Consider the following 23509-nt stretch of genomic DNA (forward strand, 5'->3'; position numbering starts at 1 on the left):
TGGCCGACCAGCCGATTAATCCGGTCGAGTTCTGTCCGCATGTGATTCTAGGGTCGGAGTCGAGGTCGGGCGGCCGGGTGACTTCTCCGGTGTCCCGTCGACGGCCGCGCGGCCGGCACCTCAGGACACGAAACTCCAGGAGAGGACCGTCCCCCCATGAGCACCTTCGTACTCGTTCCCGGTTTCTGGCTCGGCGGCTGGGCCTGGGACGCGGTGGCCGAACCGCTGCGCGCCGCGGGCCACACCGTGCACGCGGTGACCCTGCCCGGGCTCGCCGAACGGGCCGGCGAGGCCTCGCCCGAAACCGGCGCGCAGGCCCATGTCGACGATCTGACCGACCTGCTGGTCCGCGAGGACCTCCGGGACGTGGTCCTGGTCGCGCACAGCGGCGGCACCATCGCCGTGAGCGGCGCGGCCGACCGGGTGCCGGAGCGGATCCGCCGGGTGGTCTGGGTCGACTCCGGCCCGATGTCCGACGGCGTCGCGATCGCCGACCTCTGGGACCCCGCCTACCGCGCCGCGCTGGAGGCGTCACTGGTCGACGGCTGGCGGCTGCCGCTGCCCTCCTGGGAGGTACTGGCCTCGGGCGGCGCCGATGTGGCGGGGATCGACGAGGCCGGGCTGGAGCGGTTCCGCACGCGGGCGACCGACCAGCCGGGCCGGACGCTCACCGAGCCGGTGCAGTTGGCCGGCGGAGCGGAGAAGCTGCCGAAGGCCCTGGTCTCGTGCTCGATCCCGCTGGCGCAGGTCCACGAGATGATCGCCGCCGGGCACCCGTACTTCGCAGCGCTCGCCGGGCCGGAGTGGGAGCTGCGCGAGGTGCCGACGGGGCACTGGCCGATGTTCTCCCGGCCGGCCGAAACCGCGGCGGTGCTGGTCGAGTTGGCGCAGCTCGCGTAGCGGGCCCGCGCGGCCGGGCGGTCCCGGGCACCGGGGCGGGGCGCCGCTACGGCCGCGCGGACCGGCGGCCTCGCCCGCGTGTTCGGCTGCGCCGGGCGGGCGGGGCGGCGCAGGATGGGCACGGCACCACGGCACACCTGCGAGAGCACGGAGGAACACGGATGACCTCTCCCCAGTCCACCGCCCCCGAGGAGTACGACGTCATCGTGGTCGGCGCCGGTCCGACCGGCGAGAACGTCGCCGACCGGACGGCCGCCGCCGGGCTGCGCACCGTGATCGTGGAGAGCGAACTGGTGGGCGGCGAGTGCTCGTACTGGGCCTGCATGCCGAGCAAGGCGCTGCTGCGCCCGGTGGCCGCGCTGGCCGACGCCCGCGCGGTGGCCGGCTCCCGGGAGGCGGTCGGCGGCGGCACCCTGGACCCGGCCGCGGTGCTCGCCCGGCGCGACTCGTTCGCCTCGCACTGGCAGGACGACGGCCAGGTGCGGTGGCTCCGCGACACCGGCATCGACCTGGTCCGCGGCCACGGCCGGCTGGCCGGCGAGCGGCAGGTGACCGTCGAGGCGGAGGACGGCGGCGAGCGGCTGCTGGTCGCCCGGCACGCCGTGGCGATCTGTACCGGCAGCCGGCCGGTGCTGCCGCAGGGCGTCCCCGGGCTGGCCGACGCGCGCCCGTGGACCAACCGGGAGGCGACCGGCTCACCCGCCGTCCCCGGCCGGCTGGCGGTGGTCGGCGGCGGCGTGGTCGGCGTCGAGATGGCCACCGCCTGGCGGGCGCTCGGCTCGGAGGTGGTGCTGCTGGTCCGCGGCGGCGGGCTGCTGCCCCGGATGGAGCCGTTCGCCGGCGAGCTGGTCGCGGACGGCCTGCGGGCGGCCGGGGTGGACGTCCGGTTCGGGACGGAGGTCGCCTCGCTGGAGCGGCAGCCGGCGCAGGGCGGGTCCTTTGAGGTCACGCTGGTGCTGGGCGACGGCGAGCGGCTGACCGTGGACGAGGTGCTGTACGCCACCGGGCGCGCCCCGCGCACCGCGGACGTCGGCCTGGAGCAGGTCGGCCTGCACCCCGGCGGCTGGCTCGACGTGGACGACAGCTGCACCGTGCTCGGGGTCGACGGCGGCTGGCTGTACGCGGCGGGGGACGTCAACCACCGGGCGCTGCTCACCCACCAGGGCAAGTACCAGGCGCGGATCACCGGCGCGGCCATCGTCGCGCGCGCCCAGGGGCGCCCGCTGGACACCACGCGCTGGGGCGCGCACGCCGCGTCGGCCGACAGTGCGGGCGCGCCGCAGGTGGTCTTCACGCACCCGGAGGTCGCGGCCGTCGGTCTGACCCTGGACGCCGCCGAGCGGGCCGGTCTGCGGGTCAAGGCCATCGACCAGGACCTCGGCGCGGTGGCCGGCGCCTCGCTCTACGGTGACGACTACACCGGCCGGGCCCGGGCGGTCTTCGACCTGGACCGGGAGGTGCTGGTCGGCGTGACGTTCGTCGGGCCGGGCGTCTCCGAACTGGTGCACTCGGCGACCGTCGCGGTGGTCGGCGAGGTGCCGATCGACCGGCTCTGGCACGCGGTGCCCGCCTACCCGACGATCAGCGAGGTCTGGCTGCGGCTGCTGGAGGGCTGCCGGGGCTGACCGGCGACCGGGCGCGGCGAGATGTGCCGGGCGGGCGACAGCGGGACACTGGCCCGAGGAGGGGTGTCCGGGCGGGGCCGTTTTCGCCGAGCAGGTGGTGTGTGGCAATGAGCGAAGTGCTGTTGGCCGTCGGAACCGAGAAGGGCCTCTTCCTCGGACGCAGCCGCGACCGGTTGGACTGGCAGTTCAGCGGGCCGCACTTCCGGATGAACGCGATCTACTCCGTCGCGATCGACCGCCGGGACCACGGGAGCGGCGGGCCCCGGCAGGACGGCGGTGTCCGCCTGCTGGTGGGCGCCGACAGCAGCCACTGGGGCCCATCGGTCTGGCGCTCGGACGACCTCGGTGCCAGCTGGTTCGAGCCGCCCACCCCCGCGATCCGCTTCCCCGAGCACACCGGCGCCTCGCTCACCCGGGTCTGGCAGCTCCAGCCGGCCGGCCCGGAGGCGCCCGGCGTGGTCTACGCGGGCACCGAACCCGCCGCGCTGTTCCGCTCCGAGGACGGCGGCGAGAGCTTCAGCCTGGTGGAACCGCTCTGGAACCACCCGCAGCGCAGCGAGTGGGGCGCCGGCTACGGCGGCCAGGGCCTGCACACCGTCCTCACCGACCCGCGCGACCCGGAGCGGCTGCTGATCGCCGTCTCCAGCGGCGGCGTCTACCGCAGCAAGGACGGCGGCGGCAGCTGGGAGCCGTCCAACTCCGGGCTGCGGGCCGAGTTCCTGCCGGAGGAGAGCCAGTACCCCGAGTTCGGCCAGTGCGTGCACAAGATCGCCCGGGACGCCGTCAACCCGGACCGGCTCTACCTGCAGAACCACGGCGGCGTCTACCGCAGCGACGACGGCGGCGCGAGCTGGCGCTCGATCGCCGCCGGGCTGCCCGCCGACTTCGGCTTCGCGATCGCCGCCCACCCGCGCCGGGCCGACACCGCGTACGTGTTCCCGCTCGGCGGCGCCGACGACCGGATCCCGCCCGGCCGCCGCTGCCGGGTCTTTCGCACCAACGACGCCGGGGACAGCTGGCAGACGCTCGCCGAGGGCCTGCCGGGCGAGGACCACTACGGCATCGTGCTGCGCGACGCGCTGCGCACCGACGACGCCGAGCCGGCCGGCATCTACTTCGGCAACCGGACCGGTGACGTCTACGCGAGCCACGACGAGGGCGAGCACTGGGCGCTGTTGGTCTCCCACCTGCCGGACGTCCTCTGCGTGCGGGCGGCCGTGATCGCGGACTGACCCGCGGACTGACCCGCGGACCGGCACGCGGCCGTGAGCGGGGCGGCGGGCTCAGGTGTCGTACGTGCCGTCCCACGGGGCGTGGAAGCCGAGGCGGTCGGGGTAGAGCTCGGCCCAGTCGTCCTCCGCCGCGCCCTCGTGGTGCCGTTCGAGGACCAGGCCGAAGAGCACGCCGTCGACGTGCACGGCGAAGGGCGCGATCGCGACGTCCCCGAACTCCCGCTCCGGCAAGGCGTCCAGCCACCGCTCCAACAGCCGGCCGGCGGTCTTGGCGACCTCACCGCCGAAGGCACCGGGCACCGCCTCGATCCGGGAGTCGAGGTGGCGCCCGGCGTCGTCGAAGCGGTGCAGGACCGCGAAGCAGGACGGCACTCGCGGGTCCGCCGCGCCCTGCGGGACGGCGAAGGTGACGGAGGCCAGGAACTGGCCGCCCCGGAAGCGGCCGATGGTGTCGGTGCGGTAGTCGGGCTCGTAGGCGATCGGGACGACCTCGGGGACGCTCATGCCCGAACGGTAGGCCCCGGCACCGACAGGTCCGCCCGGCCGGCGCGGCGCAGGGTGCGGAAGAACGCCCGGACGTCCGCGACCAGCTGCTCCGGCGCCTGGAGCGAGGCGAAGTGGCCGCCGGTGTCGTACGCGGTCCAGCGGGTCACGGTGTTGGACCGCTCCGCCAGGGTGCGGATCGCCCGGTCGCCGAGGAACAGCGCCACCCCGGTCGGGATGCCCGAGGGCGCCGGGCGGCCCCAGCCGTCGGCCGCGATCTCCCGGTAGAGGCGGGCGGCCGAGCCGGCGGTGCCGGTGAGCCAGAAGGCGGTGACGTCGGTCAGCACGGCGTCCCACGAGGGCAGGCTCTGGCGGGTCGCCACCGGATCGTGGTCGACGAACCACTCGAGGTTCCAGGCGAGCTGGCCGACCGGCGAGTCGTTGAGCGCGTAGGCCACGGTCTGCGGGCGGGTGGCCATCTGTGTCGCGTAGCCGGAGTGCGCCTGCCACCACCGGGCGTTGGCCTCGGCCCGGGCCCGCTCGTCGGCGGAGAGCAGCGCCGACTCCTCCGCGCCGAGCGGGGCCGAGGCGTTCGGCGGCGCGTTGAGGTGGACGCCGATCACCTCCTCGGGCGCCACCCGGCCGAGTTCGGGCGACACGATGGCGCCGAAGTCGCCGCCCTGCGCGCCGTACCGCCGGTAGCCGAGCCGGCGCATCAGCCCGGCCCAGGCCGCGGCGATCCGGCGGGTGCCCCAGCCCGGTCCGGTGGTCGGCCCGGAATAGGCGAAGCCGGGCAGTGAGGGCGCGACGACGTGGAAGGCGTCGGCCGGGTCGCCGCCGTGCGCCCGGGGGTCGGTCAGCGGGCCGAGGATGCCGGTGAAGTCGTGGACGGTGCTCGGCCAGCCGTGGGTGAGGATCAGCGGGACGGCGTCCGGCTCGGGCGAACGGACGTGCAGGAAGTGCACGTTCTGCCCGTCGATCGTGGTGGTGAACTGGGGGAAGGCGTTCAGCGCCGCCTCGTGCGCCCGCCAGTCGTAGCCGTCCGCCCAGTACTCGGCCAGCTCGCGCAGGTACGGCGCGGCGACCCCGTACGACCAGCCGGCGCCCGGCGGTTCGTCCGGCCAGCGGGTGCGGGCGATCCGCAGGCGCAGCTCGTCCAGTTCGCCCTGCGGAACTGCGAGCCGGAACGGTCGGACGGCGTCCTCGTCGGTGATCATGCGGCGACGGTAGGCGGGGAGTAGGTCAGCGGGCGTCCTACTCGGCGGGGCCGACCGGTTGATCCGGGCGGACTGTTCACCCAGCATGGCGGGAACCGGGCGCACCGAGGGGCGCGCCGACGGACGAGGAACGGACAAACGGCGTGACGGAGAACGAACCTGACTGGCAGTACGGCTACGGGGCGGGCGGCGTCGCCCTCGTGCGCTACGAACGCGGGGAACGCGAGGGACGCCCCTGGGCCGACCGGCTGGAGGTGGTCGACCCCCGCGCCGACCTGGCCGCCCAGGTCGCGTACGTGCGGGCGGAACTGGCGGGCTGGGTGGTCTCCGGGCCGGTCGAACTCGGCCAGGAGCTGGTGCGGCAGGGTGCGGTGGTGCTGCGCCACGGCCACACCATGGAGCGCGAGCTCACCGACGCGCCGCCCGCCGGGGGCTGGGAGGCCTGGGCGCGGACCCCGTTGCGCGACGGGCTCCGCGCCGTTCCGTGCGACCGCGGGGCCGCCGCGCTCGTCCCGGCCACGCTGGCCGCCTTCGGCCCCGGCCACCCCGACCACCGACCGGAGGAGCGCGCGGACGGCCAACCCGCGGTGCAGCGGCTCAGCGAACTGCTCGCCGGTGACGTCGTCGGGCCGCTGCTGCCGTCCAGCGCCCTGGTGGTGGACGACGCCGACCGGGTGGTGGCCGGAGCCGTCCTGACCGACTGGGACGGGCTGCCCTGGATCGCGAGCGTGTTCCGCGACCCGGCGCTCGGCTACCGCGGCCTCGGCCGTGACCTGCTGCGCCGCACCGTCGGTGACGTCGCCCTCGCGGGCAGGACCGGGATCGGGCTGGCGGTGACCGAGGGCAACGCGGCCCGACGGCTGTACGAGGAGATGGGTTTCACGGTGACCGGCACATCGCTGACGGTCGTCGTCCCCTGAGTCCCGAACGTCACCGGGCGCCACCGGGCACGGCCCGAGCGCGGCCCGGGCGCGGCCGTCCTGGAGCCGGCCCTCAGGGGTGGGCCAGCTCCAGGACGGCTATCCCGGCCAGCACGGCCGCGCCGGCCGCGATCCGCAGCCGACCGAGCCGCTCGCGGAACACCAGGGTGGCGATCAGCGCGGCGATCACGATGCTCGTCTCGCGCAGCGCGGCGATCGTCGCGAGGTTCCCCCGGGACTGCGCCCAGACCACCAGCCCGTAGGCGGTCAGCGACAGCACACCGCCGAGCAGCCCGAACGGGACCGCCGGACCGGCCCCGACCAGCAGGCCCCGCCCCCGGCGCGCCCAGGCGATCAGCGCCAGCGTCGGCCCCTGGAGCAGGAACAGCCAGGCGACGTAGCCGCCGACCGTGCCCGCGTGCCGCACGCCACCGCCGTCCGACACGGTGTACGCGGCGATCATCACCCCGGTGCCGGCCGCCGCCGCGAGCGCGGGCAACTGGGCCCGGCCCGGTATCCCGTGGGCGAAGGCCAGCCCGGCCAGGCCGCAGGAGATGACGGCCACGCCGAGCAGTTCCCCGCCGCCGAGCCGGTCGCCCAGGACGGTGACCGACAGCACCGCCACCAGCAGCGGCGCCGAACCGCGGGCGATCGGGTACATCTGCCCGAAGTCCCCCAGCTGGTAGGCGCGCAGCAGGAGCAGCTGGGAGGCCACCTGCAGCACCACCGAGGTGATCAGGTACGGCCAGGCCGCGGCCGCCGGGAGCGGGTTGAGCGCCACCAGGACCAGCGCGCAGGCGGTGTACGCGAGGTTGATCAGCGTGAAGCCGACCAGCTTGTCCTGGATCCGGTGCGCCAGCCCGTTCCAGACCGCGTGCAGCACGGCCGCGCTCAGCACGGCCACGGGGACGGCGGCGGACATGACGGGACTCCCCTCCGACGGGCGGCCGGGCAGCCGGCGGATCGCCGACCCCCGGAATCGCGTTCCACGGTACACTGCCTCCATGGAAGAGCATTCCGATTTTTCTCCGCTGGAGTCCCAGCTGGCCGCGCACATCCGCGCCCGGCTCGGCGAACTGCGCGGCAGCGAGGCGCGGGTCGCCCAGGTGCTCCTCACCCGGGGCGCCGACCTGGTCGGCCTCAGCGTGAGCGATGTCGCCGAGCTGGCCGGGACGGCGTCCTCCTCGGTGGTCCGCGCCTGCCAGCGGCTCGGTTTCCGGGGCTACCAGGAGCTGAAGATCGCCGCCGTCCGGCAGGCCCCGGCCCCGGGGCCCGATCCCGCCGACACCCGGGACCCGGCCGCCCGCGCGCTCGCCGACACCGTCCGCGCCGCCCGCGAGGCGCTCGACGGGATCGCCACGACGCTCACCCCCGACCGGCTGCGGGCGGCGGCCGAGGCGCTGAACGCCGCCGACCACGTGCTGGTCCTCGGCGCGGGCCTGTCCGGCGCGGTGGTGGTGGACGCCGCGTACCGGCTGCGCGCGCTGGGCCTGCGCACCGACTCCCCCGCCGACCCGATCACCGCGCAGCTGGCCGCAGCGCAGCTGCCGCCCACCGCCGCCTGTCTGGCCGTCAGCCACACCGGCGCCACCCGCACCGTGGTCGACGCCGCCCGCCTCGCCCGCGACAACGGCGCCACCGTGGTGGCCCTCACCAGCTACGCCCGCTCGCCGCTCGGCGACACCGCCACCCACACCCTGGTCGCCGGCGGCCAGGACCTGGTCTTCGGCCTGGAGACCACCGCCGGCCGGCTCGCCCACCTGGCGGTGCTGGACGCCCTCACCCTGACCCTGCTGGCCCTGCGCGGCGAACCCGCCGAACAGGCCCTGCGGCTGTCCGCGGACGTGACGGCCGACCACGCGTACTGACGGACGGGACGGGCGAAGGGCGGGCGAAGGACCGGCGAAAGGCGCCCGTCCAGCCGGTGAAACGGCCGCGGGCGCGGTCGGTGGCGGTGTGTAGGCTCGCGGGCATGGCAAGGGTGACGCGGGACGACGTGGCGAGGGCGGCGGGGACGTCGACCGCGGTCGTGAGTTATGTGATCAACGACGGGCCGCGGCCGGTGGCCGCCGCGACGCGGGCCCGGGTGCTCGCCGCCGTCGAGGAACTGGGGTACCGGCCGAACCGGGTCGCGCAGGCGATGGCCCGGCGGCGCACCGACCTCATCGGCATGGTCGTGCCGGACGCCCGCCAGCCCTTCTTCGCCGAACTCGCGCACACCGTGGAGCGCGCGGCCGCCGAACGCGGGCGGCTGCTGCTGATCGGCAACTCCGACTACGCGAACGAGCGCGAGGCCCACTACATCCGCGCCTTCCTCGGCATGCAGGTGGACGGCCTGATCCTGGTGACCCAGGACCCGTCCGCCCCCGGCGTCACCGGCGTGGACGCCACCGAGGGGACGCCGGTCGTGCTGCTGCACCACCGCGCCGAGACCGAGCGCGGGATCGCGGTGGTCGCGGACGACGAGGGCGGCGCGCGCGAGGTCGTCCGCCACCTGCTCGGCCACGGACACGCCGAGGTGCACTGCTTCGGCGGCACCTTCGCGCTCAGCCCGAGCGACCCGGTGACCGTCCGCACCGCCGGCTGGGCCGCCGCGCTCACCGAGGCGGGCCTGTCCACCGAGGGCCGGCTGACCCGGGCACCGTTCGACCGCGTGCGGGCGCACCGGGAGGCGCTCGCGCTGCTGGCGCGCGCCGACCGCCCGTCCGCCGTCTTCTGCGCCACCGACGACCAGGCGATCGGCCTGCTGCGGGCCGCCGACGACCTGGGCATCCGGGTGCCGGAGGACCTCGCGGTGGCCGGGTTCGACGACATCGCCGAGGCGGTGATCGCCGGACCGCCGCTGACCAGCGTCGCCACCGCCCAGGCGGACATGGCGCGCGCCGCCGTCGACCTGGTGCTGAGCGCGGGCGCGGACGGGGGAACGGCGCCGGCCGCCGGGGCCCGGACGTTCCCGGCCCGGATGGTCGTCCGCCGCTCCTGCGGCTGCACCGGGGCCTGAACCGCCGCACGGCGGACACACCGTGACCGCGCTCGCCGGGTTCGCGCCGGGTCCCGGGCCGGTCAGACCCCGGAGCGGGTGAGCCGGCGGAAGACGAGGGCCACCACGCCGGCGGTCAGCACCAGCAGCAGCCCGGCCTCGACGAACTGGACCGGAACGAGGTGCGACACCGGGTGGTACTGCCCCCAGGAGGTCGGCGCCGCCGCACAGACCCCTGGCGCGTCCGTGCAGGCGTCGTGCGTCAGCCTCGTGCCGTCCGCCAACACCACCCCGTGCTCCACCAGCCAGGCGTTGGTGGGCTGGTGGAAGCCGCCCAGCCGGTCGTTGAACGACTGCTCCGCCTCGACCATCGGCCAGAAGTACGGCCGCAGCGCCATCACCACCGTGTGGGCGAGGGCCACCGCCGCACCGCTCACCAGCACCGCGGGGACGGTGCGCCGCAGCACCTGGCCGACCAGCACCCCCAGCGCCAGGCCGAACAGCGACCAGGCGACGGGCATGACGCCGAGCACGGGATAGGTGAAGCCCTGGAACGGCGGGTCGAAGGTCGCCGCCGGGCCGTGCACGATGTCCGACCACCACACCCAGGACATCAGCGCGGACAGCGGGGCGCTGAGGAGCACGACCGCCAGGCCGGGCACCGCGAGCCGGATCGCCAGCCAACGGGCCGGGGAGACGGACTGCGCCAGGACCAGCCGCAGGGTGCCGCGCTCGTACTCCTGGGCGAGCAGCGGTCCGCCGAGGAACATGCCGAGCAGCACCGGAAGGGCGGTGACGGCCGGCTGCAGGAGGTCGGTGAAGGCCCGGCGCAGCATCTCGATCCGGCCGAACTGCACCTGGCACCCGAGGTCCCACTCCTTCGCGTCGACGCAGCCGCTCCGGTCGAAGAGCTCGGTCCGGTCCTGGAGGAGGACGTGCAGGACGACCAGGAGGACCGCGACGGGGACCACCAGGAGCACCATGGTCCGCACCGCGGCCCGGCTCTGCCGCCAGACCAGCCAGAGCACTCCGCGCGAGCCGCGGGACGGACGGGCCGCGGCCGGCCGGTCGACCGTGCGGTCCGCGGGCACCGGGGCGGCCGGGCCGGTCAGGGTGCTGGTGCTCATGCGGCGGCCTCGCGATCGGTGGCGGGGGCGGGGGTGGCGAGCTGCGCCGGGGGGAGCGGGGTGCGGAGGTAGGCCAGCAGCAGCTCCTCCAGGCTCGGCCGGACCGACTCCCAGGGCCCGTCGACCGGTTCGCCGGTGTGCAGCAGCGCGGTGACCTGGCGGCCCCGGACCCGCCGCTCCACCGCGATGCCGGCGGGCAGTTCCGCCCCGCCCGCGACGCCGGTGAGCAGCTGGTGACCGTCGAGGATCTCCTCCAGGTCCCCGGCCAGCCGGATCCTCCCCGCCTGGACCAGCAGCAAGTGGTCGATGACGCCGTCGAGTTCGGGCAGGATGTGCGAGGAGACCAGGATCGTGGTGCCGCGTTCGGCGGCCTCCGCCATCAGCAGGCCCATCAGCTCGTGGCGGGCCAGCGGGTCGAGGTCGGCCATCGGCTCGTCGAGCAGCAGCAGTTCGGCGCGCTTGCCGAGGGCGAGGGCGAGCGCGATCCGGGTGCGCTGGCCGCCGGAGAGCGCGCCGATGCGCGAGCGGGGATGCAACTCCCCCAGGTCGACGACGCGCCGGGCCGCCTCCTCGTCCCATCCGGGGTTGAGCTCGCGCCCGATGCGCAGCGTCTCCGCCACCGTGAAGGAGGGGTAGAGCGGCTTCTCCTGGGTGACGTAGGCGACCCTGGCGCGCGATCGCGGGGTGCTCGACGCCTCGCCGAACACCCGCAGTTCGCCCTCGGTCGGGTCGATCAGCCGGGCGGCCAGGGTGAGCAGGGTGCTCTTGCCCGCCCCGTTGGCCCCGACCACGCCGCAGATCCGGCCGGCCGGGACGGTGAAGTGGCAGTCGCGCAGGGCCCACCGGCCGCCCCGGTACCGCTTGCCCAGGCCCACGGCCTCGACGGCCGGCCGGTCCTCGGCCGCCGCCCCCCGCGCCGGTACGGATGTCGCGTCCGTCATCTGCTCCCCCCGCCCTCCCTAGTTCGGTGCGGCCGGATCCGCCGGCCCGGTTGACGTGTGCGGCGCCGCCGGGGTGCCGACGCCGGTCCCGAAGCGCTGCTCCAGCACGGAGGCCGTCAGCGCGGCGATGTCCTCCCGGTCGAGTCCGGCCGCGCGGGCCTCGTCGACCCACCCCACCAGCCCGGCCCGCAGCGGCCCGTCGGCGGCGGCCTCCGGCCGGGCGAGCGACCGGCGGACGAAGGTGCCGAGCCCCGGGCGGGGCTCGACCAGCCCCTCGCGTTCCAGTTCGCGATAGGCCTTCAGCACGGTGTTCGGGTTGATCGCGGTCTGCTCGACCACCTCTCGCGCGGTCGGCAGCTTGTCCCCCGGCTGGAGCACACCGAGCCGCAGCGCCTGCTTGGTCTGCTGCACGATCTGCTGGTAGGTGGAGACGCCGCTGCGCCGCTCGATGCGGTACTCGATCACACCCTGCTCACCTTTTCACTAGTTCATTAGTGGAATCGTGGCGGACCCCGCCAGCACGGTCAAGTCGGACCAGGGGGTCAGGGGCGCCGCAGGAGGCGCAGGTCGCCGTCGTCCACGACCCGCCGGTAGCCGAGCCGCTCGTAGCGGCCGAGCATCCGGAGGGTGTCCTCGATCGCACAGGGCGCGTGCACGCTCGGATCGGCCAGGTCGACGACCACCCACTGCGGGCCGTCCTGCAGCGCGTCGGCCAGGGGCGGCGCCGGCTCGCGGCAGACCAGGCCGACCGTGGTCCGCCCGGCCAGTTGCGCGGCGAGGCGGTTGGACGCGGCGACGGTGGCGCCGTCGGGTATCCGGGCGAGCATCCCCCTGGTCGCGGCGAGGCGGGGCGAGGTGCCCCAGGCCCCGGGGGCGGCGACCTCGCGCAGCGGGTAGAGCGGGAGCGTCCCGACGGCGACCAGGACCGCGACCACCAGGGCGCGCCGGGCCCGGCGGACGGCGGCGCGGTCCGGTGCGGCAGATCCGGCCGGACCTGCCGCACCGTCCGCTCCGGCGGCCCGGGCCCCGCAGGCGAACGCGCCGGTCCGGGCCAGGGCGTCCACCAGGGCCGCCAGCAGCAGCGGCATCAGCACCGCGCTGTAGTGGTAGCCCACCCCCCAGTAGTGCGGATTGTCGGCGAGCAGCCGCCAGCCCAGGGTCGGCACGCAGAGCAGCACCAGCGGCGACCGCAGCCCCAGGAACCCGGCGGTCGCGGCCGACAGTCCGAGCAGCAGCCACTTCAACGGCGGCCAGAGCACCCGGACCGCCGCCTCCCAGGGCGCGCCGGCGGCCTTCCCGGCGCCCAACTGCCCCCAGTAGTCGAACTCCCCGCCGGGGTTGAACGACGGCAGGACCACCAGCATGGTCAGCACCGTCGCCGCGACCCCGAACACCGCCGTCCCGAAGCCCAGCGCCCGGATCCCGCTCCCGCGCGGGGCCCGCACGAGGACCAGCACCCCGACGGCGGCCACCGTCAGCCCGAGGTCCTCCTTCACCAGCACCAGCGGCAGCGCCCAGAGCACCGCCGCGACCGGCCGCCCCCGCCCCAGCGCGGTGGCCGAGAACGCCAGCAGCGGGACGGCGAAGGCGATCTCGTGGAAGTCGTCGGACACTGCCTCGACGATCCCCCAGGACAGCCCGATCAGGCAGCCCGCGGTGCCCGCCAGTCGCCAACCGCCGACCTCGTAGGCCCACCGGCTCAGCGGCACCACGGCCAGCGCCATCAGCACCGCCTGGGCGAGGAGCAGCGTCACGGCGCTCGGGAACGCCCGGTAGAACGGGGCGAGGGTGGCCAGCAGCGGGTGGAAGTGGTCCCCGAGCAGGTGGTAGCCGGGGCCCTTGAGCAGGACGACCGGCGCCCGCTCGTGCGCGTACGCGCGCACCGCCTGCTCGAAGATGCCCAGGTCATAGGCCTGGGTCAGGATGCGCCGGTGCCGGTTGACGGCGACGCAGGAGTAGAGCACGGCGAACAGCCCGGCCAGCCCCCAGGACAGGACCCGGGGCCGCCGGAGCGAGCGGAGCACCCTGCGGAGCATCCACATGCACAAACCACCCTTCCACTATTGAATTAGTGAAAGGGTGGTGGAGCCTCCGAGCAGCCGTCAAGCCCGGCCCCTTCGGGCAGGGGGTACCCCATATCGGACAGGGGGGTTAACTCCCCCCTCGGAAAGGGGGCTACTCGGGTACCGTGGCGGCGTCCGGACCGTCAGACTGCTCGTCATGAGCCCAGAGCCCACCACCCTTCCGCCTCCGATTCCGGCCGCACCGGCGCGCCGCGACCCGGACGGCAGCGACTTCGCCCAGCTCACCCGCCGAATAGCCGAGGAGGGGCTGCTCGACCGCCGCTACGGCTACTACGCGGCCCGCTTCGGCGTCACGCTGGCCGCGTTCGCGGGCGGCTGGTACGCCCTGTTCGCCCTGGGCGACTCCTGGTGGCAGCTCGCGCTGGCCGTCGCGATGTCCGTCGTCTTCGGCCAGCTCGGCCTCCTGGCCCACGATCTGGCACACCGCCAGGTGTTCGGCGGGCGGCGCAACAGCGAGGTCGGCGGACGGATCGTCGCCAACCTGCTGATGGGCATGAGCTACGGCTGGTGGATGAACAAGCACACCCGCCACCACGCCAACCCCAACCACGAGGGCCGGGACCCGGACGTCTCCCCCGACATCGTGGTCTGGTCGCAGGACCAGGCCCGGCAGTCGCGCGGGGCGGCCCGGTTCATCGGCCGGCGACTGGCGTACCTGTTCGTCCCGCTGCTCTTCCTGGAGGGCCTCAACCTCAGCTTCAACAGCTTCCGCGCGCTCCGCAGCCCCTACCTGAAGCGCCCCCGGCTGGAGGGTGCCCTGCTCGTCCTGCACTTCGTGGCCTACTTCGGGGCCGTGTTCACCGCACTGCCGGCCGGCAAGGCGATCGCCTTCCTCGCCGTCCACCAGGCGCTGTTCGGCGTCTACCTGGGCTGCGTCTTCGCACCGAACCACAAGGGCATGCTGATGGTGACGCCCGAGATGCGGCTGGACTTCCTCCGCCGCCAGGTGCTGACCTCGCGCAACGTCCGCGGCAACCCCGTCCTCGACACGCTGATGGGCGGCCTCAACTACCAGGTGGAGCACCACCTCTTCCCCAGCATGCCGACCCCGGCGCTCCCCCGCGCCGCCCGGATCACCCGGCTGTTCTGCGCGGAGAAGGGCATCCCGTACTACCAGACCGGGCTGCTCCGCTCCTATCGCGAGATCTTCGCCCACCTCCACCACACCGGCGAGCCGCTGCGCGCGGACCACTGAGACACGCCCCGACGGCGGACGCGCCGGCGTCCTTTCGCGTCAGACCAGCTCGGCGGCGAGCAGGTCCATCAGGAGATTGTCGTGCCAACTGCCGTCGGAGCCGCGCTCGTACTGGCGCATCACTCCCACGGGACGGAAGCCGACCTTCTCGTAACAGCGGATCGCCGGGGCGTTGTCGGCCGCCGGGTCGATCACCAGCCGGTGGAAGCGGTGGTGCTCGATCAGGTGGCGGGCCAGGGTGCGGACGGCGTCGGTGCCGTAGCCGCGGCCGTGGCGGACCGGGTCGAGGTAGATGTCCAGGCCGGCGTGGCGGTACTCGTCGTCGTCGTTGGCGTACCACTGGACGGCGCCGACGACCCGGCCCTCCGCCTCGATGACGAAGGTCTCGGTGTCGGACTCGGCGAGATCGGTGGTGACGGCGTCGGTGAGGTCGTCACCACCGCGCCAGCGGGCGTAGACCTCGGGGGTGCGGCGGATCGCCACCAGGGCCGGGATGTCCTCGGAAGCGGCTGGGCGGAGCGTGACGTGCGCGCCGTGCAGAATCGTCCCCATGACAGCGGATGCTTCCATGGAGCGCCGCGTTCGGCGAGTCGTTTTCGGTTTTGCACGCACCACCTCCCACCGGGGATGATTCGCCGTCGTGACACGTCTGCTGATCTTCCTCCTCTTCCTGGTGGGCTACCTCGTCTACCGGGTCGTCCGCCGCAAGCGCCACCTGGCGTGGGCCCGGGCCGGCTTCGACCCGGCGGCGTACGGCATGCCGCCGCGCGAGCGTCTGGACCCGACCCGGGCCGGGCCGCCGACCCCGCTGGAGCGGCGGAAGCGTTCGCAGGCGGTCGCCGACGCGGCCTGGGCCGGGGACTGGCGTCCGGCGGCCGCGTACGTCGCCGAGGCCGGCGACCACTGGGACGAGCGGTGGGAGCGGCTGGGGCTGCTGGCGGCGATCGCGGCCGACGGCGACGGCTGGCTGGGCGCCTGGCGCTCGGCCGAGCCCGGCAACTGCGACGCCGCCACCCTGGAGGCGAAGCTGATGGTGCACCGCGCCTGGGAGGTGCGCGGCTCCGGCTACCGGAACGAGGTCGGCGACGACGCGATCGAGGCGTTCCGCGAGCTGCTGCCGGCCGCGGTCGAGGCGGCCCGCCGGGCGGCCCTGCTGGACCCGGCGAACCCGGGCCCGTGGGTGGTGATCGTGACGGCGGCGCGCGGGGCGCAGTTCACCCCGGAGCAGTTCCAGGAGGCCTGGGACGAGCTGATGAAGCGCGCCTGGTACCACTACGACGGCCACTGGCAGGCCATGCAGTACTGGTGCGAGAAGTGGTTCGGCTCGAACAAGCAGATGCTGGCCTTCGCCGAGCGCGCCATGGACGCGGCCCCGCCCGGCAGCCCGCTGGGCGGGATCTACCTGCACGCCCTCGCGGAGCTGGAGGGGCGCCGCAGCATCGCCGGCACGCTGGCCTCGGACAAGACCAAGTGGCGCATCGAGAACCTCGCCGCCCAGCTGCGGCAGGTCCGGCCGGACGACGAGCGGCTGCCGCAGCTGCGGCACCTGCTGGCGCACTTCGCCGGCGAGGTGGAGGCGTACGGCGTCGCGCTGGAGCAGTTCCGGGCGATCGGGCCGTGGTGCGGCGCGCGGCCGTGGACCGAGCAGGACGACCCGGTGGCGGCGTTCGACCTGGCCCGCGCGCTGGCGGTGAAGCGGGCCAAGGCGGAACCGCTGGCGGCCGAGCTGCGGCCGGCGAAGAACACCGGCGCGGGCCAGGGGCTGTAGGACGCCCGGGGAGGGGCGCTGCCCGTATGCGCCTCTCCCCGTCCCGCGCGAGGACCCGGCGTCAGCGCTCCGGGCCGTACGCGCCGAAGCCGCGGCAGACCAGGCCGTCGCGGAAGGTCAGCGCCTCCGCGACGGCCACGCCGCGCTCGTTGCGGTAGTCGATCACGATCGTGTCGACCGAGACCCGCACCGAGTCCAGCGTGAAGTGCAGATCGGGCAGCAGCGCCAGGGCCTTCGTCCAGTACGCGCGCAGCGCGTCCTTGCCGCGCACCTCCCCCGACGGTTCCCCGAGGAAGCGGACGACCCGGGGCGAGACGAAGACGACGTCGTCCGTGTAGTGCGCGAGGACGCCCTCCAGGTCGCGGGCGTTCCACACCGCCACCCACTCCTCGGCGAACCGCTGCGCGAAAGCATGATCGATGGTCATGCCCCCATCCTCGCCGCTACCGAGCGGACTCGGGGAGGGAACCGGCGGAACGGAGCGGGGCGAGGACGAACGGCAGGTGGTCGGGGCCGCAGGCGATCAGCACGGGGGCGTCGCCGTCGCGTCGGGGCCGGATGGCGAGCGTCAGCAGTCCACCGATCACGCCGGTAGCCGATCACGGAGCGACGGGCCCCGGTGGCCGGGCCGGAAATCCCCCGCGAGAATTCTCGGGCCGGCTGTCGAAACCGCCGCCGCCCGTTCGACGCAGGGGTGAGCGGCGGGGAGAGGCCCCGCCCGCACCCCTACGAGGAGTGATCCACCATGCCGCGTTTCCTGTCACTGATCCGCATCGACGAGCAGCAGGCCTCCGAGTTCCGGTCCGACCCCGGCTTCGAGGAGCGGATGGGGGCCCTGTTCGAGGAGATCACCAAGGCGGGGGTGATGCTGGACACCGCCGGACTGCTGCCCACCAAGGAGGGCACCCGACTGCTCTGGGACGGCGGGAAGGTGACCTGCACCGACGGCCCGTTCACCGAGACCAAGGAGGTCGTGGGCGGCTACGCCCTCCTGCAGTGCAAGGACAAGGCCGAGGCCGTCGAGTGGACCCGGCGCTTCCTGGAGACGCACCCGGCGCACTGGCACGTCGGCGCCGAGCTGCGCCAGATCGACGAGGGCAGCACGCCGCCGGAGGCGTGAGCGGCGGGGCGGTGGTTTGCCCCGGTGGGCGGCGGCTGCTCTGATGGGTGATCATGACGGAGCGCAACGCGGGACCGGCGGAGCCGGCGCGGACGGCGGGGGCGACGGAGGCGGCCAGGACGGTCGAGACCGTCTTTCGGATCGAGTCCGCGCGGATCATCGCGGGGGTCGCCCGGATCGTGCGCGACGTCGGCATCGCCGAGGAACTGGCGCAGGACGCGCTGGTCGCCGCCCTGGAGCAGTGGCCCGAGTCGGGCGTCCCGGACCGTCCGGGCGCCTGGCTCACGGCCGCCGCCAAGCACCGCGCGATCGACCTGGTCCGCCGCCGGGAGACGTACGCGCGCAAGCTCGCCGAGGTCGGGCGGGCGCTGGAGGACGTGCCGCCGCCCGAGCCGTCCGGGCCGGACGACATCGACGACGACCTGCTGCGGCTGATCTTCACGGTCTGCCACCCGGTGCTGTCGGCGCCGGCCCGGATCGCGCTCACCCTGCGGCTGCTCGGCGGGCTGACCACGGCGGAGATCGCCCGGGCCTTCCTCTCCACCGAGCCGACCGTGGCCCAGCGGATCGTGCGCGCCAAGCGGACCCTGGCGCAGGCCGGGATACCGTTCGAGGTCCCGTACGGGGAGGAGCGGGCGGCCCGGCTCTCCTCCGTGCTGGAGGTCATCTACCTGATCTTCAACGAGGGCTACGCGGCGACCGCCGGGGACGACCTGCTGCGGCCCGCGCTCTGCGAGGACGCGCTGCGGCTGGCCCGGGTGCTGGCCGCGCTGATGCCCGCGGAGCCGGAGGCGCACGGGCTGGCGGCGCTGCTGGAGTTCCAGGCCTCCCGGACGGCCGCCCGCACCGGACCGGCCGGCGAGCCCGTGCTGCTCGCCGACCAGAACCGCGCCCGCTGGGACCGGCTGCTGATCCGGCGCGGGGCCGCCGCGCTGCGGCGGGCGGGCACCGGGCCGTACTCGGTGCAGGCCGCGATCGCCGCCTGCCACGCGCGGGCCGCGCGGTACCAGGACACCGACTGGGCGACGATCGCCGCGCTCTACGGCCGGCTGATGGCGCTGACGCCCTCCCCGGTGGTGGAGCTGAACCGGGCCGTGGCGCTGTCGATGGCCGAGGGGCCGGCGGTGGCGCTGGAGGTGGTGGACGCGCTGGCCGCGGAACCGGCGCTGCGCGGGTACCACCTGCTGCCCAGCGTCCGGGGCGACCTGCTGGTCCGGCTGGGGCGGGGGGCCGAGGCGCGGGCGGAGTTCGAGCGGGCGGCGGGGCTCACCCGCAACGTCCGGGAGCGGGAACTGCTGCTCGCCAAGGCGGCGGAGGCGGCCGAGGCGGCAGCAGCCCGGGCGGACGGGGGTCGAGGGAGCGAGGGTTGAGCGCCGGGGGCCGGGCGTTCGAGGGTCGAGGGTCGGGGCTTCGAGGGTCGGGGCTTCGAGGGTTCAGAGGGCGTCGTCGAGGCGCAGCCGGGCGCTGACCTGGCCGAGGCCGTCGGCCAGCACGGTCAGCTGCTCCCGGGTGAGCACGTCGATCAGCAGTTCGCGGACCAGGGCGACGTGGCCGGGGGCCGCCTCGCGCAGCATCTCGCCGCCCTGATCGGTGAGTTCGGCGAAGACGCCGCGCACATCGCTGGGGCAGGAACGGCGGCTGACCAGGCCCATCTTCTCCAACTGGGTGACCTGGTAGGTCAGCCCGCTCTTGGAGGTGACCAGCCTGTCGGCCAGCTCGGTCATGCGCAGCGAGCCGGCCGGGGCGGCGGAGAGGTGGACGAGGATCTCGTACTGGGTGTGGGAGAGGCCCGATTCCTCCTTGAGCTGGCGTTCCAGGCGGCGGTTGAGGAGGTTGCTCGCGGTGACGAAGCTCCGCCAGGCGGCCATCTCCTCCTCGTCGAGCCACCGGGGCTCGTACGGGGAGGCGGCGGAGGGGGGCGCCGAGGGTGCGGACGAGGTGGAGGGCATGGGGGGATCGTACTCCCATTGTTCAAATTCGAACGAAGGTGTACGGTCTACATGGGTTGAAGTTCAAATTTGAACTACTGACCCGTACCGATCCGCCGGGGGCCAGAGGAGAAGAGCCGCCATGAGCACCACCGCGCCCGAGCGCATGCCCGCCCTCTACCTGTCGCACGGCGCCCCGCCGCTCGCCGACGATCCGGTCTGGCCCGGTGAGCTGGCCGCCTGGTCCGCCGACCTGCCGCGCCCCAAGGCGATCCTGATGGTCTCCGCGCACTGGGAGGAGGCCCCGCTCGCGCTCGGCGCCGTCACCACCGTGCCGCTGGTCTACGACTTCTGGGGCTTCCCGGAGCACTACTACCGCGTCCAGTACGCCGCCCCCGGCGCACCGGAGCTCGCCGAGCGCGTGCGCAAGCTGCTGCGCGCCCCCGGGACGCCCGTCCAGGACATCCCCGACCGCGGCCTGGACCACGGCGCGTACGTCCCGCTGGTGGAGATGTTCCCGGAGGCGGACATCCCGGTGCTCCAGGTCTCCATGCCGACCCTGGACCCGCAGCGGCTGCTGGAGATCGGCCGCCGGCTCGCCCCGCTGCGCGACGAGGGCGTGCTGATCGTCGGCAGCGGCTTCTTCACCCACAACCTGCGGGCGCTCAGCAACGACGGCCGGGTCACCTCGGTGATGGCCGAGTTCGACGACTGGGGCCGGCGCGCCCTGGCGGCCCAGGACCTCGACGCGCTGCTCGACTTCGAGCAGAAGGCCCCGGCCGGCCGGCTCGCCCACCCGCGCACCGAGCACTTCGCCCCGCTGTTCGTCACGCTCGGCGCGGCGGAGGGCGAGCTGGGCAGCCAGCGCACGGTGATCGACGGGTTCTGGATGGGCCTGGCGAAGCGCTCGATCCAGGTCGGCTGACGGCGCACCGGCGCGCGGCCGGGCCGGGCCGGGCCGGTCAGAACGCGCAGCAGGTGAAGCGCTCGCCGAGGTGCTCGGGCTGCTCGATCTCGTCCACCAGCGCCACCGCGTAGTCCGGCACCGAGATCCGGCTCTCCCCCTCGGCGTCGGTGAGCAGGTGCTCCAGCGCGGTGCGGTAGCGGCCGGTGCGCTCCCCCGGGCCGATGTGGGCGGCCGGGCTGAGCACCGTCCAGCGCACATCCGTGACCGTCCGGTAGTACTCCAGGGCGTCGCCGTGGGCGTGCATGATCTGCAGCACCGCCTCCGGCAGCCCCGGGGCGTCCCAGACCCGGGTGCCGGGCGCGGTCTCCAGGCTGCCCGCGCCGCCGACCGCGACCAGCCGGGGCGCCCCGCCGCCGAGCCGGCGCAGCCCCTCGACCAGCGCCCGGGCCGCCGGTTCGATCAGCGCCAGGTGGCCGGGGCCGTCACCGCCGCCGACCGCGCTCACCAGGGCGTCCTGCCCGTCCGCGACCCGGGCCACGTCCGCCGGGTCGAGCACGTCACCGGCCTCGACGAACACCTCTCCCCGGTGGCGCGCGGTGTCGAACCGGGACGGGGTGCGGACGACCGCCGTCACCCGGTGGCCGCGCGCGGCGGCCTCCGCGACGACGGCGCTGCCGATGGTGCCGTTCGCGCCGAACACGGCGATCTTGGCCATGGGGTACCTGCCTGTTCTCCGGGGCCTGTTCTCCGGGAGCCGGGTGGGGGTGGGACCGGGTGGGAGTCCGGAGCCAGCAGTAGCACCCGGGGCGGGCGGGACCCTGGCGGACACGCGGGGGCGGGTGAGACGGTGGGCCGATGACTGATCGTCCGATGAACGGTGATGACGTCCGCGCCGCGCTCGGCGAGCTCACGGCCGTCCTCGGTCCCGCGGCCGGGGCCGGCGGCCCCCGCTGGGACGCGCCCGCCGGACCGCTGGAGTGGAGCTGCCGGGAGACCGCCGCCCACATCGCCCACGACCTGCTCGCCTACGCGGGCCAGCTCGCCGCCCGGCCCGGCGACCGTTACCTGCCGCTGGACCTGACGGTGCGCCCGGAGGCCGGACCGGCCGAGGTGCTCACCGTCGTCACGGCCTGCGCGCACCTGCTGGCCACCGCCCTGGACGCGGCCCCGCCCGAGCTGCGGGCGTACCACCACGGGCCGTGCGACCCGGCCGGGTTCGCCGCGATGGGGGTCACCGAGACCCTGGTGCACACCCACGACATCACCCTCGGGCTCGGCCTGGAGTGGCGGCCCCCGGAGCGGCTCACCGCAGCCGCGCTGGCCCGGCTCTTCCCCGACGCGCCCACCGGCGACCCGGCCGACGTGCTGCTCTGGTGCACCGGCCGCGGGGAGCTCGACGGCCGCCCGCGCCGGACCTCGTGGAGCTGGCGGGCGGCCGTCGGGTAGGGCGCGTCCGACCATTCGCGTCGGACCGGCGGGCGGCGTCAGGCGGTCCCGGTGGCGATCCGCTCGGCGGCGCTGCGCTCGACGCAGAACTCGTTGCCCTCGAGGTCGAGAAGGGTGGCCCAGCCCTTGCCGTCCGGGGTGCGGTGGTCCCCGGACAGCGTCGCGCCCAGGGCGAGGAGGCGCTCCACCTCCTCGTCCCGGGTGCGGTCCTGCGGCTGGACGTCCAGGTGGACGCGGTTCTTGGCGGTCTTGCCCTCGGGCACCCGGATGAAGAGCAGCGAGGCGCCGGCCGACTCGACCACCGCCTCCGGATCACCGGGGTTGTCGTCCTCGCCCAGGGTGCCGTCCAGCACCTGCGCCCAGAACCGGGCCAGGGCGTAGGGGTCGGCGCAGTCGATCGTCACATGTCGCACCAGAGAAGCCATGGGGCCACTGTGGCCCCCGATCCCGCCGACGGTCCAACCCTTTATCCGGCGGCTCCGGCCGGCCGGCTGTGCCAGTGGCCGTCGAGCGGGTACTGCGGCGGCGCGGCCGGGACGAGCGCCTCGAAGGGGTAGCCGGCCTTCTCCGCGACCCGGCAGGACGCCTGGTTGTCCCCCTCGTGGAAGAGGTCCAGCCGGACCAGTCCATCGGCGGCGAAGGTCTCCCCCGCCCAGACGGTGAGCGCCGCCAGCGCGCGCGGGGCCACCCCCCGGCCGCGGGCGGCGGCGGCCGTCCAGTAGCCCACCTCGGAGCCGGCGCTGCCCGGCGCGCCGCGCTTGAGCACGACGTTGCCGACCAGCGCGCCCTCCTCCAGGACGGCGAAGGAGTACCGGCTGCCCTCGGCCCGGCCGCGCTCCTGGGTCTCCAGCCAGCGGGCGGCCTCGTCGAGGTCGCTCACCCGGTGGCGGACGTAGCGGCGCAGCGTCGGGTCGCGGTGGACGCCGAGCAGGGCCGGAGCGTCCTGGGCCCGGAAGGGGCGCAGCAGCAGCCCCTCGGCGCGCGGGGCCCCGGCGGCGAGCGCGGCCGTCACTTCAGCCCCTCCCAGCCCCAGCGCGGGGTGGGGCCCGGCTCGCCGAGGTCGGTGCCGGCCGGGGAGGCGGAGACGTCCTCGGCGATCCTGGTGCCCCAGTCGAAGTACTCCAGGACGCGGCGGCGCAGCAGCTCGTCCTCGGGCAGTTCCGCGCGCACCGCCTCGGCCATCAGCTCCATCCAGCGCAGCCGCTGCTCCTCGGTGATGGCGAGGCCGAGGTGGGCGCGGAGCAGCCCCTGGTGGCCGCCGAGGTCGGTGGTGAAGCGGTCCGGGCCGCCGAACACCTCGGCCAGCCAGACGGCGACGTGCTCGATGTGGGTGGGCGTGAACCGGGCGAAGACCGGCGCGAGCAGCGGATCGGCGAGCACGCCCCGGTAGAAGGTGTCGCTCAGCCGCCGCAGGGCGTCGAGTCCCCCGATCGCGTCGTACAGGCTGCCGGAAGGGTGGTCGGTCATCGGTGTCTCTCCCCCATGGGTGGATCTCCTGCCGCCCTTCCTAGCAGCGGAGCGCGCGCCGCGCCCGCTCCCGCCCCCCCTGTTCGCCCCCGGCTCACCAATCGGAGCGCCCGGCTCCGCTCCGGGCCGGCGCTTGACCCTGCCACTGGCGGCAGGGTTGGAGGGTTGC

The 23509-nt window shown here is 75.0% G+C and carries 27 protein-coding genes; 12 read left to right on the forward strand and 15 right to left on the reverse strand.

The window, feature by feature from the left end; translation table 11 throughout:
* Nucleotides 1-156 precede the first annotated feature (156 nt).
* The 3 genes from ACFCLZ_RS09595 to ACFCLZ_RS09605 all read left to right on the forward strand — a co-directional run bounded on the left by ACFCLZ_RS09595 (nucleotide 157) and on the right by ACFCLZ_RS09605 (nucleotide 3757).
* The gene (locus ACFCLZ_RS09595) at nucleotides 157-900 is read left to right on the forward strand and encodes an alpha/beta fold hydrolase (RefSeq protein WP_380284385.1); all 744 of its coding nucleotides are present in this window, start codon (nucleotides 157-159) and stop codon (nucleotides 898-900) included.
* Between the two features lie 161 nt (nucleotides 901-1061).
* A complete protein-coding gene (locus ACFCLZ_RS09600) occupies nucleotides 1062-2525 on the forward strand; it encodes a dihydrolipoyl dehydrogenase family protein (RefSeq protein WP_380284386.1) in 1464 nt (487 codons plus the stop codon).
* A 107-nt stretch (nucleotides 2526-2632) separates the two neighbouring features.
* Complete coding sequence (locus ACFCLZ_RS09605; protein ID WP_380284387.1) at nucleotides 2633-3757, forward strand: WD40/YVTN/BNR-like repeat-containing protein; 1125 nt, start codon at nucleotides 2633-2635, stop codon at nucleotides 3755-3757.
* 51 nt (nucleotides 3758-3808) lie between these two features.
* Here ACFCLZ_RS09605 and ACFCLZ_RS09610 read toward each other — a convergent pair whose 3' ends face one another.
* Both ACFCLZ_RS09610 and ACFCLZ_RS09615 read right to left on the reverse strand, forming a co-directional pair.
* On the reverse strand, nucleotides 3809-4261 hold the full coding sequence (locus ACFCLZ_RS09610) for a hypothetical protein (RefSeq protein WP_380284388.1): 453 nt from the start codon (nucleotides 4259-4261) through the stop codon (nucleotides 3809-3811).
* Nucleotides 4258-5457, reverse strand: coding sequence for an epoxide hydrolase family protein (locus tag ACFCLZ_RS09615; RefSeq protein ID WP_380284389.1), 1200 nt, complete (start codon nucleotides 5455-5457; stop codon nucleotides 4258-4260). The genes ACFCLZ_RS09610 and ACFCLZ_RS09615 overlap by 4 nt, the downstream gene beginning before the upstream one ends.
* Before the next feature lie 143 nt (nucleotides 5458-5600).
* Here ACFCLZ_RS09615 and ACFCLZ_RS09620 point away from each other — a divergent pair, with 143 nt between their 5' ends.
* Complete coding sequence (locus ACFCLZ_RS09620; protein WP_380284390.1) at nucleotides 5601-6377, forward strand: GNAT family N-acetyltransferase; 777 nt, start codon at nucleotides 5601-5603, stop codon at nucleotides 6375-6377.
* Nucleotides 6378-6450: 73 nt separating this feature from the next.
* Here ACFCLZ_RS09620 and ACFCLZ_RS09625 read toward each other — a convergent pair whose 3' ends face one another.
* Nucleotides 6451-7299, reverse strand: a complete 849-nt coding sequence (locus ACFCLZ_RS09625) for an EamA family transporter (protein WP_380284391.1) — start codon at nucleotides 7297-7299, stop codon at nucleotides 6451-6453.
* Nucleotides 7300-7381: 82 nt separating this feature from the next.
* Here ACFCLZ_RS09625 and ACFCLZ_RS09630 point away from each other — a divergent pair, with 82 nt between their 5' ends.
* Both ACFCLZ_RS09630 and ACFCLZ_RS09635 read left to right on the forward strand, forming a co-directional pair.
* Nucleotides 7382-8245 (forward strand): MurR/RpiR family transcriptional regulator, encoded by an 864-nt coding sequence (locus ACFCLZ_RS09630; RefSeq protein ID WP_380284392.1) that lies wholly within the window; start codon nucleotides 7382-7384, stop codon nucleotides 8243-8245.
* A gap of 104 nt (nucleotides 8246-8349) precedes the next feature.
* The gene (locus ACFCLZ_RS09635; RefSeq protein ID WP_380284394.1) at nucleotides 8350-9378 is read left to right on the forward strand and encodes a LacI family DNA-binding transcriptional regulator; all 1029 of its coding nucleotides are present in this window, start codon (nucleotides 8350-8352) and stop codon (nucleotides 9376-9378) included.
* A gap of 62 nt (nucleotides 9379-9440) precedes the next feature.
* Here the strand turns inward: ACFCLZ_RS09635 and ACFCLZ_RS09640 are convergent, their stop codons facing one another.
* From ACFCLZ_RS09640 to ACFCLZ_RS09655, 4 genes are all read right to left on the reverse strand, one after another.
* The gene (locus tag ACFCLZ_RS09640; protein WP_380284395.1) at nucleotides 9441-10484 is read right to left on the reverse strand and encodes an ABC transporter permease subunit; all 1044 of its coding nucleotides are present in this window, start codon (nucleotides 10482-10484) and stop codon (nucleotides 9441-9443) included.
* Nucleotides 10481-11425: an ABC transporter ATP-binding protein gene (locus tag ACFCLZ_RS09645; RefSeq protein WP_380284397.1), complete on the reverse strand. Its 945-nt coding sequence runs from the start codon at nucleotides 11423-11425 to the stop codon at nucleotides 10481-10483. The genes ACFCLZ_RS09640 and ACFCLZ_RS09645 overlap by 4 nt, the downstream gene beginning before the upstream one ends.
* An 18-nt stretch (nucleotides 11426-11443) precedes the next feature.
* Complete coding sequence (locus tag ACFCLZ_RS09650; RefSeq protein WP_380284398.1) at nucleotides 11444-11890, reverse strand: GntR family transcriptional regulator; 447 nt, start codon at nucleotides 11888-11890, stop codon at nucleotides 11444-11446.
* 77 nt (nucleotides 11891-11967) lie between these two features.
* Complete coding sequence (locus ACFCLZ_RS09655) at nucleotides 11968-13449, reverse strand: DUF2079 domain-containing protein (RefSeq protein WP_380284399.1); 1482 nt, start codon at nucleotides 13447-13449, stop codon at nucleotides 11968-11970.
* A 196-nt stretch (nucleotides 13450-13645) separates the two neighbouring features.
* On the opposite strand from ACFCLZ_RS09655, the gene ACFCLZ_RS09660 reads away from it, so the two are divergent.
* The gene (locus ACFCLZ_RS09660) at nucleotides 13646-14704 is read left to right on the forward strand and encodes a fatty acid desaturase family protein (protein WP_380284400.1); all 1059 of its coding nucleotides are present in this window, start codon (nucleotides 13646-13648) and stop codon (nucleotides 14702-14704) included.
* A 39-nt stretch (nucleotides 14705-14743) separates the two neighbouring features.
* Here ACFCLZ_RS09660 and ACFCLZ_RS09665 read toward each other — a convergent pair whose 3' ends face one another.
* A complete protein-coding gene (locus ACFCLZ_RS09665; RefSeq protein WP_380284401.1) occupies nucleotides 14744-15256 on the reverse strand; it encodes a GNAT family N-acetyltransferase in 513 nt (170 codons plus the stop codon).
* A gap of 88 nt (nucleotides 15257-15344) precedes the next feature.
* Here ACFCLZ_RS09665 and ACFCLZ_RS09670 point away from each other — a divergent pair, with 88 nt between their 5' ends.
* A complete protein-coding gene (locus tag ACFCLZ_RS09670) occupies nucleotides 15345-16472 on the forward strand; it encodes a hypothetical protein (RefSeq protein WP_380284402.1) in 1128 nt (375 codons plus the stop codon).
* 61 nt (nucleotides 16473-16533) lie between these two features.
* Here the strand turns inward: ACFCLZ_RS09670 and ACFCLZ_RS09675 are convergent, their stop codons facing one another.
* Together ACFCLZ_RS09675 and ACFCLZ_RS09680 are read right to left on the reverse strand one after the other, a co-directional pair.
* Complete coding sequence (locus ACFCLZ_RS09675; RefSeq protein WP_380284403.1) at nucleotides 16534-16899, reverse strand: nuclear transport factor 2 family protein; 366 nt, start codon at nucleotides 16897-16899, stop codon at nucleotides 16534-16536.
* A 16-nt stretch (nucleotides 16900-16915) separates the two neighbouring features.
* The gene (locus ACFCLZ_RS09680; protein WP_380284404.1) at nucleotides 16916-17059 is read right to left on the reverse strand and encodes a hypothetical protein; all 144 of its coding nucleotides are present in this window, start codon (nucleotides 17057-17059) and stop codon (nucleotides 16916-16918) included.
* Between the two features lie 158 nt (nucleotides 17060-17217).
* On the opposite strand from ACFCLZ_RS09680, the gene ACFCLZ_RS09685 reads away from it, so the two are divergent.
* Entirely contained in the window at nucleotides 17218-17592 is a 375-nt protein-coding gene (locus ACFCLZ_RS09685) for a YciI family protein (RefSeq protein WP_380284405.1), read from the forward strand.
* Nucleotides 17593-17645: 53 nt separating this feature from the next.
* Nucleotides 17646-18962 (forward strand): RNA polymerase sigma factor, encoded by a 1317-nt coding sequence (locus tag ACFCLZ_RS09690; protein WP_380284406.1) that lies wholly within the window; start codon nucleotides 17646-17648, stop codon nucleotides 18960-18962.
* Nucleotides 18963-19025: 63 nt separating this feature from the next.
* On the opposite strand, the gene ACFCLZ_RS09695 is transcribed toward ACFCLZ_RS09690, so the two are convergent.
* Nucleotides 19026-19541 (reverse strand): MarR family winged helix-turn-helix transcriptional regulator, encoded by a 516-nt coding sequence (locus tag ACFCLZ_RS09695; RefSeq protein WP_380284407.1) that lies wholly within the window; start codon nucleotides 19539-19541, stop codon nucleotides 19026-19028.
* Between the two features lie 121 nt (nucleotides 19542-19662).
* Here ACFCLZ_RS09695 and ACFCLZ_RS09700 point away from each other — a divergent pair, with 121 nt between their 5' ends.
* The gene (locus ACFCLZ_RS09700) at nucleotides 19663-20445 is read left to right on the forward strand and encodes a dioxygenase (RefSeq protein WP_380284409.1); all 783 of its coding nucleotides are present in this window, start codon (nucleotides 19663-19665) and stop codon (nucleotides 20443-20445) included.
* A 37-nt stretch (nucleotides 20446-20482) separates the two neighbouring features.
* Here ACFCLZ_RS09700 and ACFCLZ_RS09705 read toward each other — a convergent pair whose 3' ends face one another.
* The gene (locus tag ACFCLZ_RS09705) at nucleotides 20483-21142 is read right to left on the reverse strand and encodes an NAD(P)-dependent oxidoreductase (RefSeq protein ID WP_380284410.1); all 660 of its coding nucleotides are present in this window, start codon (nucleotides 21140-21142) and stop codon (nucleotides 20483-20485) included.
* Between the two features lie 140 nt (nucleotides 21143-21282).
* On the opposite strand from ACFCLZ_RS09705, the gene ACFCLZ_RS09710 reads away from it, so the two are divergent.
* The gene (locus tag ACFCLZ_RS09710) at nucleotides 21283-21873 is read left to right on the forward strand and encodes a maleylpyruvate isomerase N-terminal domain-containing protein (RefSeq protein ID WP_380284411.1); all 591 of its coding nucleotides are present in this window, start codon (nucleotides 21283-21285) and stop codon (nucleotides 21871-21873) included.
* A 38-nt stretch (nucleotides 21874-21911) separates the two neighbouring features.
* Here the strand turns inward: ACFCLZ_RS09710 and ACFCLZ_RS09715 are convergent, their stop codons facing one another.
* Genes ACFCLZ_RS09715 through ACFCLZ_RS09725 form a run of 3 tightly spaced genes read right to left on the reverse strand, consistent with a single transcriptional unit; the run spans nucleotide 21912 to nucleotide 23340 of the window.
* Complete coding sequence (locus tag ACFCLZ_RS09715) at nucleotides 21912-22298, reverse strand: VOC family protein (RefSeq protein ID WP_380284412.1); 387 nt, start codon at nucleotides 22296-22298, stop codon at nucleotides 21912-21914.
* 41 nt (nucleotides 22299-22339) lie between these two features.
* On the reverse strand, nucleotides 22340-22885 hold the full coding sequence (locus ACFCLZ_RS09720) for a GNAT family N-acetyltransferase (protein WP_380284413.1): 546 nt from the start codon (nucleotides 22883-22885) through the stop codon (nucleotides 22340-22342).
* Nucleotides 22882-23340, reverse strand: coding sequence for a group II truncated hemoglobin (locus tag ACFCLZ_RS09725; RefSeq protein WP_380284414.1), 459 nt, complete (start codon nucleotides 23338-23340; stop codon nucleotides 22882-22884). The genes ACFCLZ_RS09720 and ACFCLZ_RS09725 overlap by 4 nt, the downstream gene beginning before the upstream one ends.
* Nucleotides 23341-23509: the final 169 nt, after the last annotated feature.

This window comes from Kitasatospora purpeofusca (assembly GCF_042691725.1).
Taxonomy (GTDB): domain Bacteria; phylum Actinomycetota; class Actinomycetes; order Streptomycetales; family Streptomycetaceae; genus Kitasatospora; species Kitasatospora purpeofusca_B.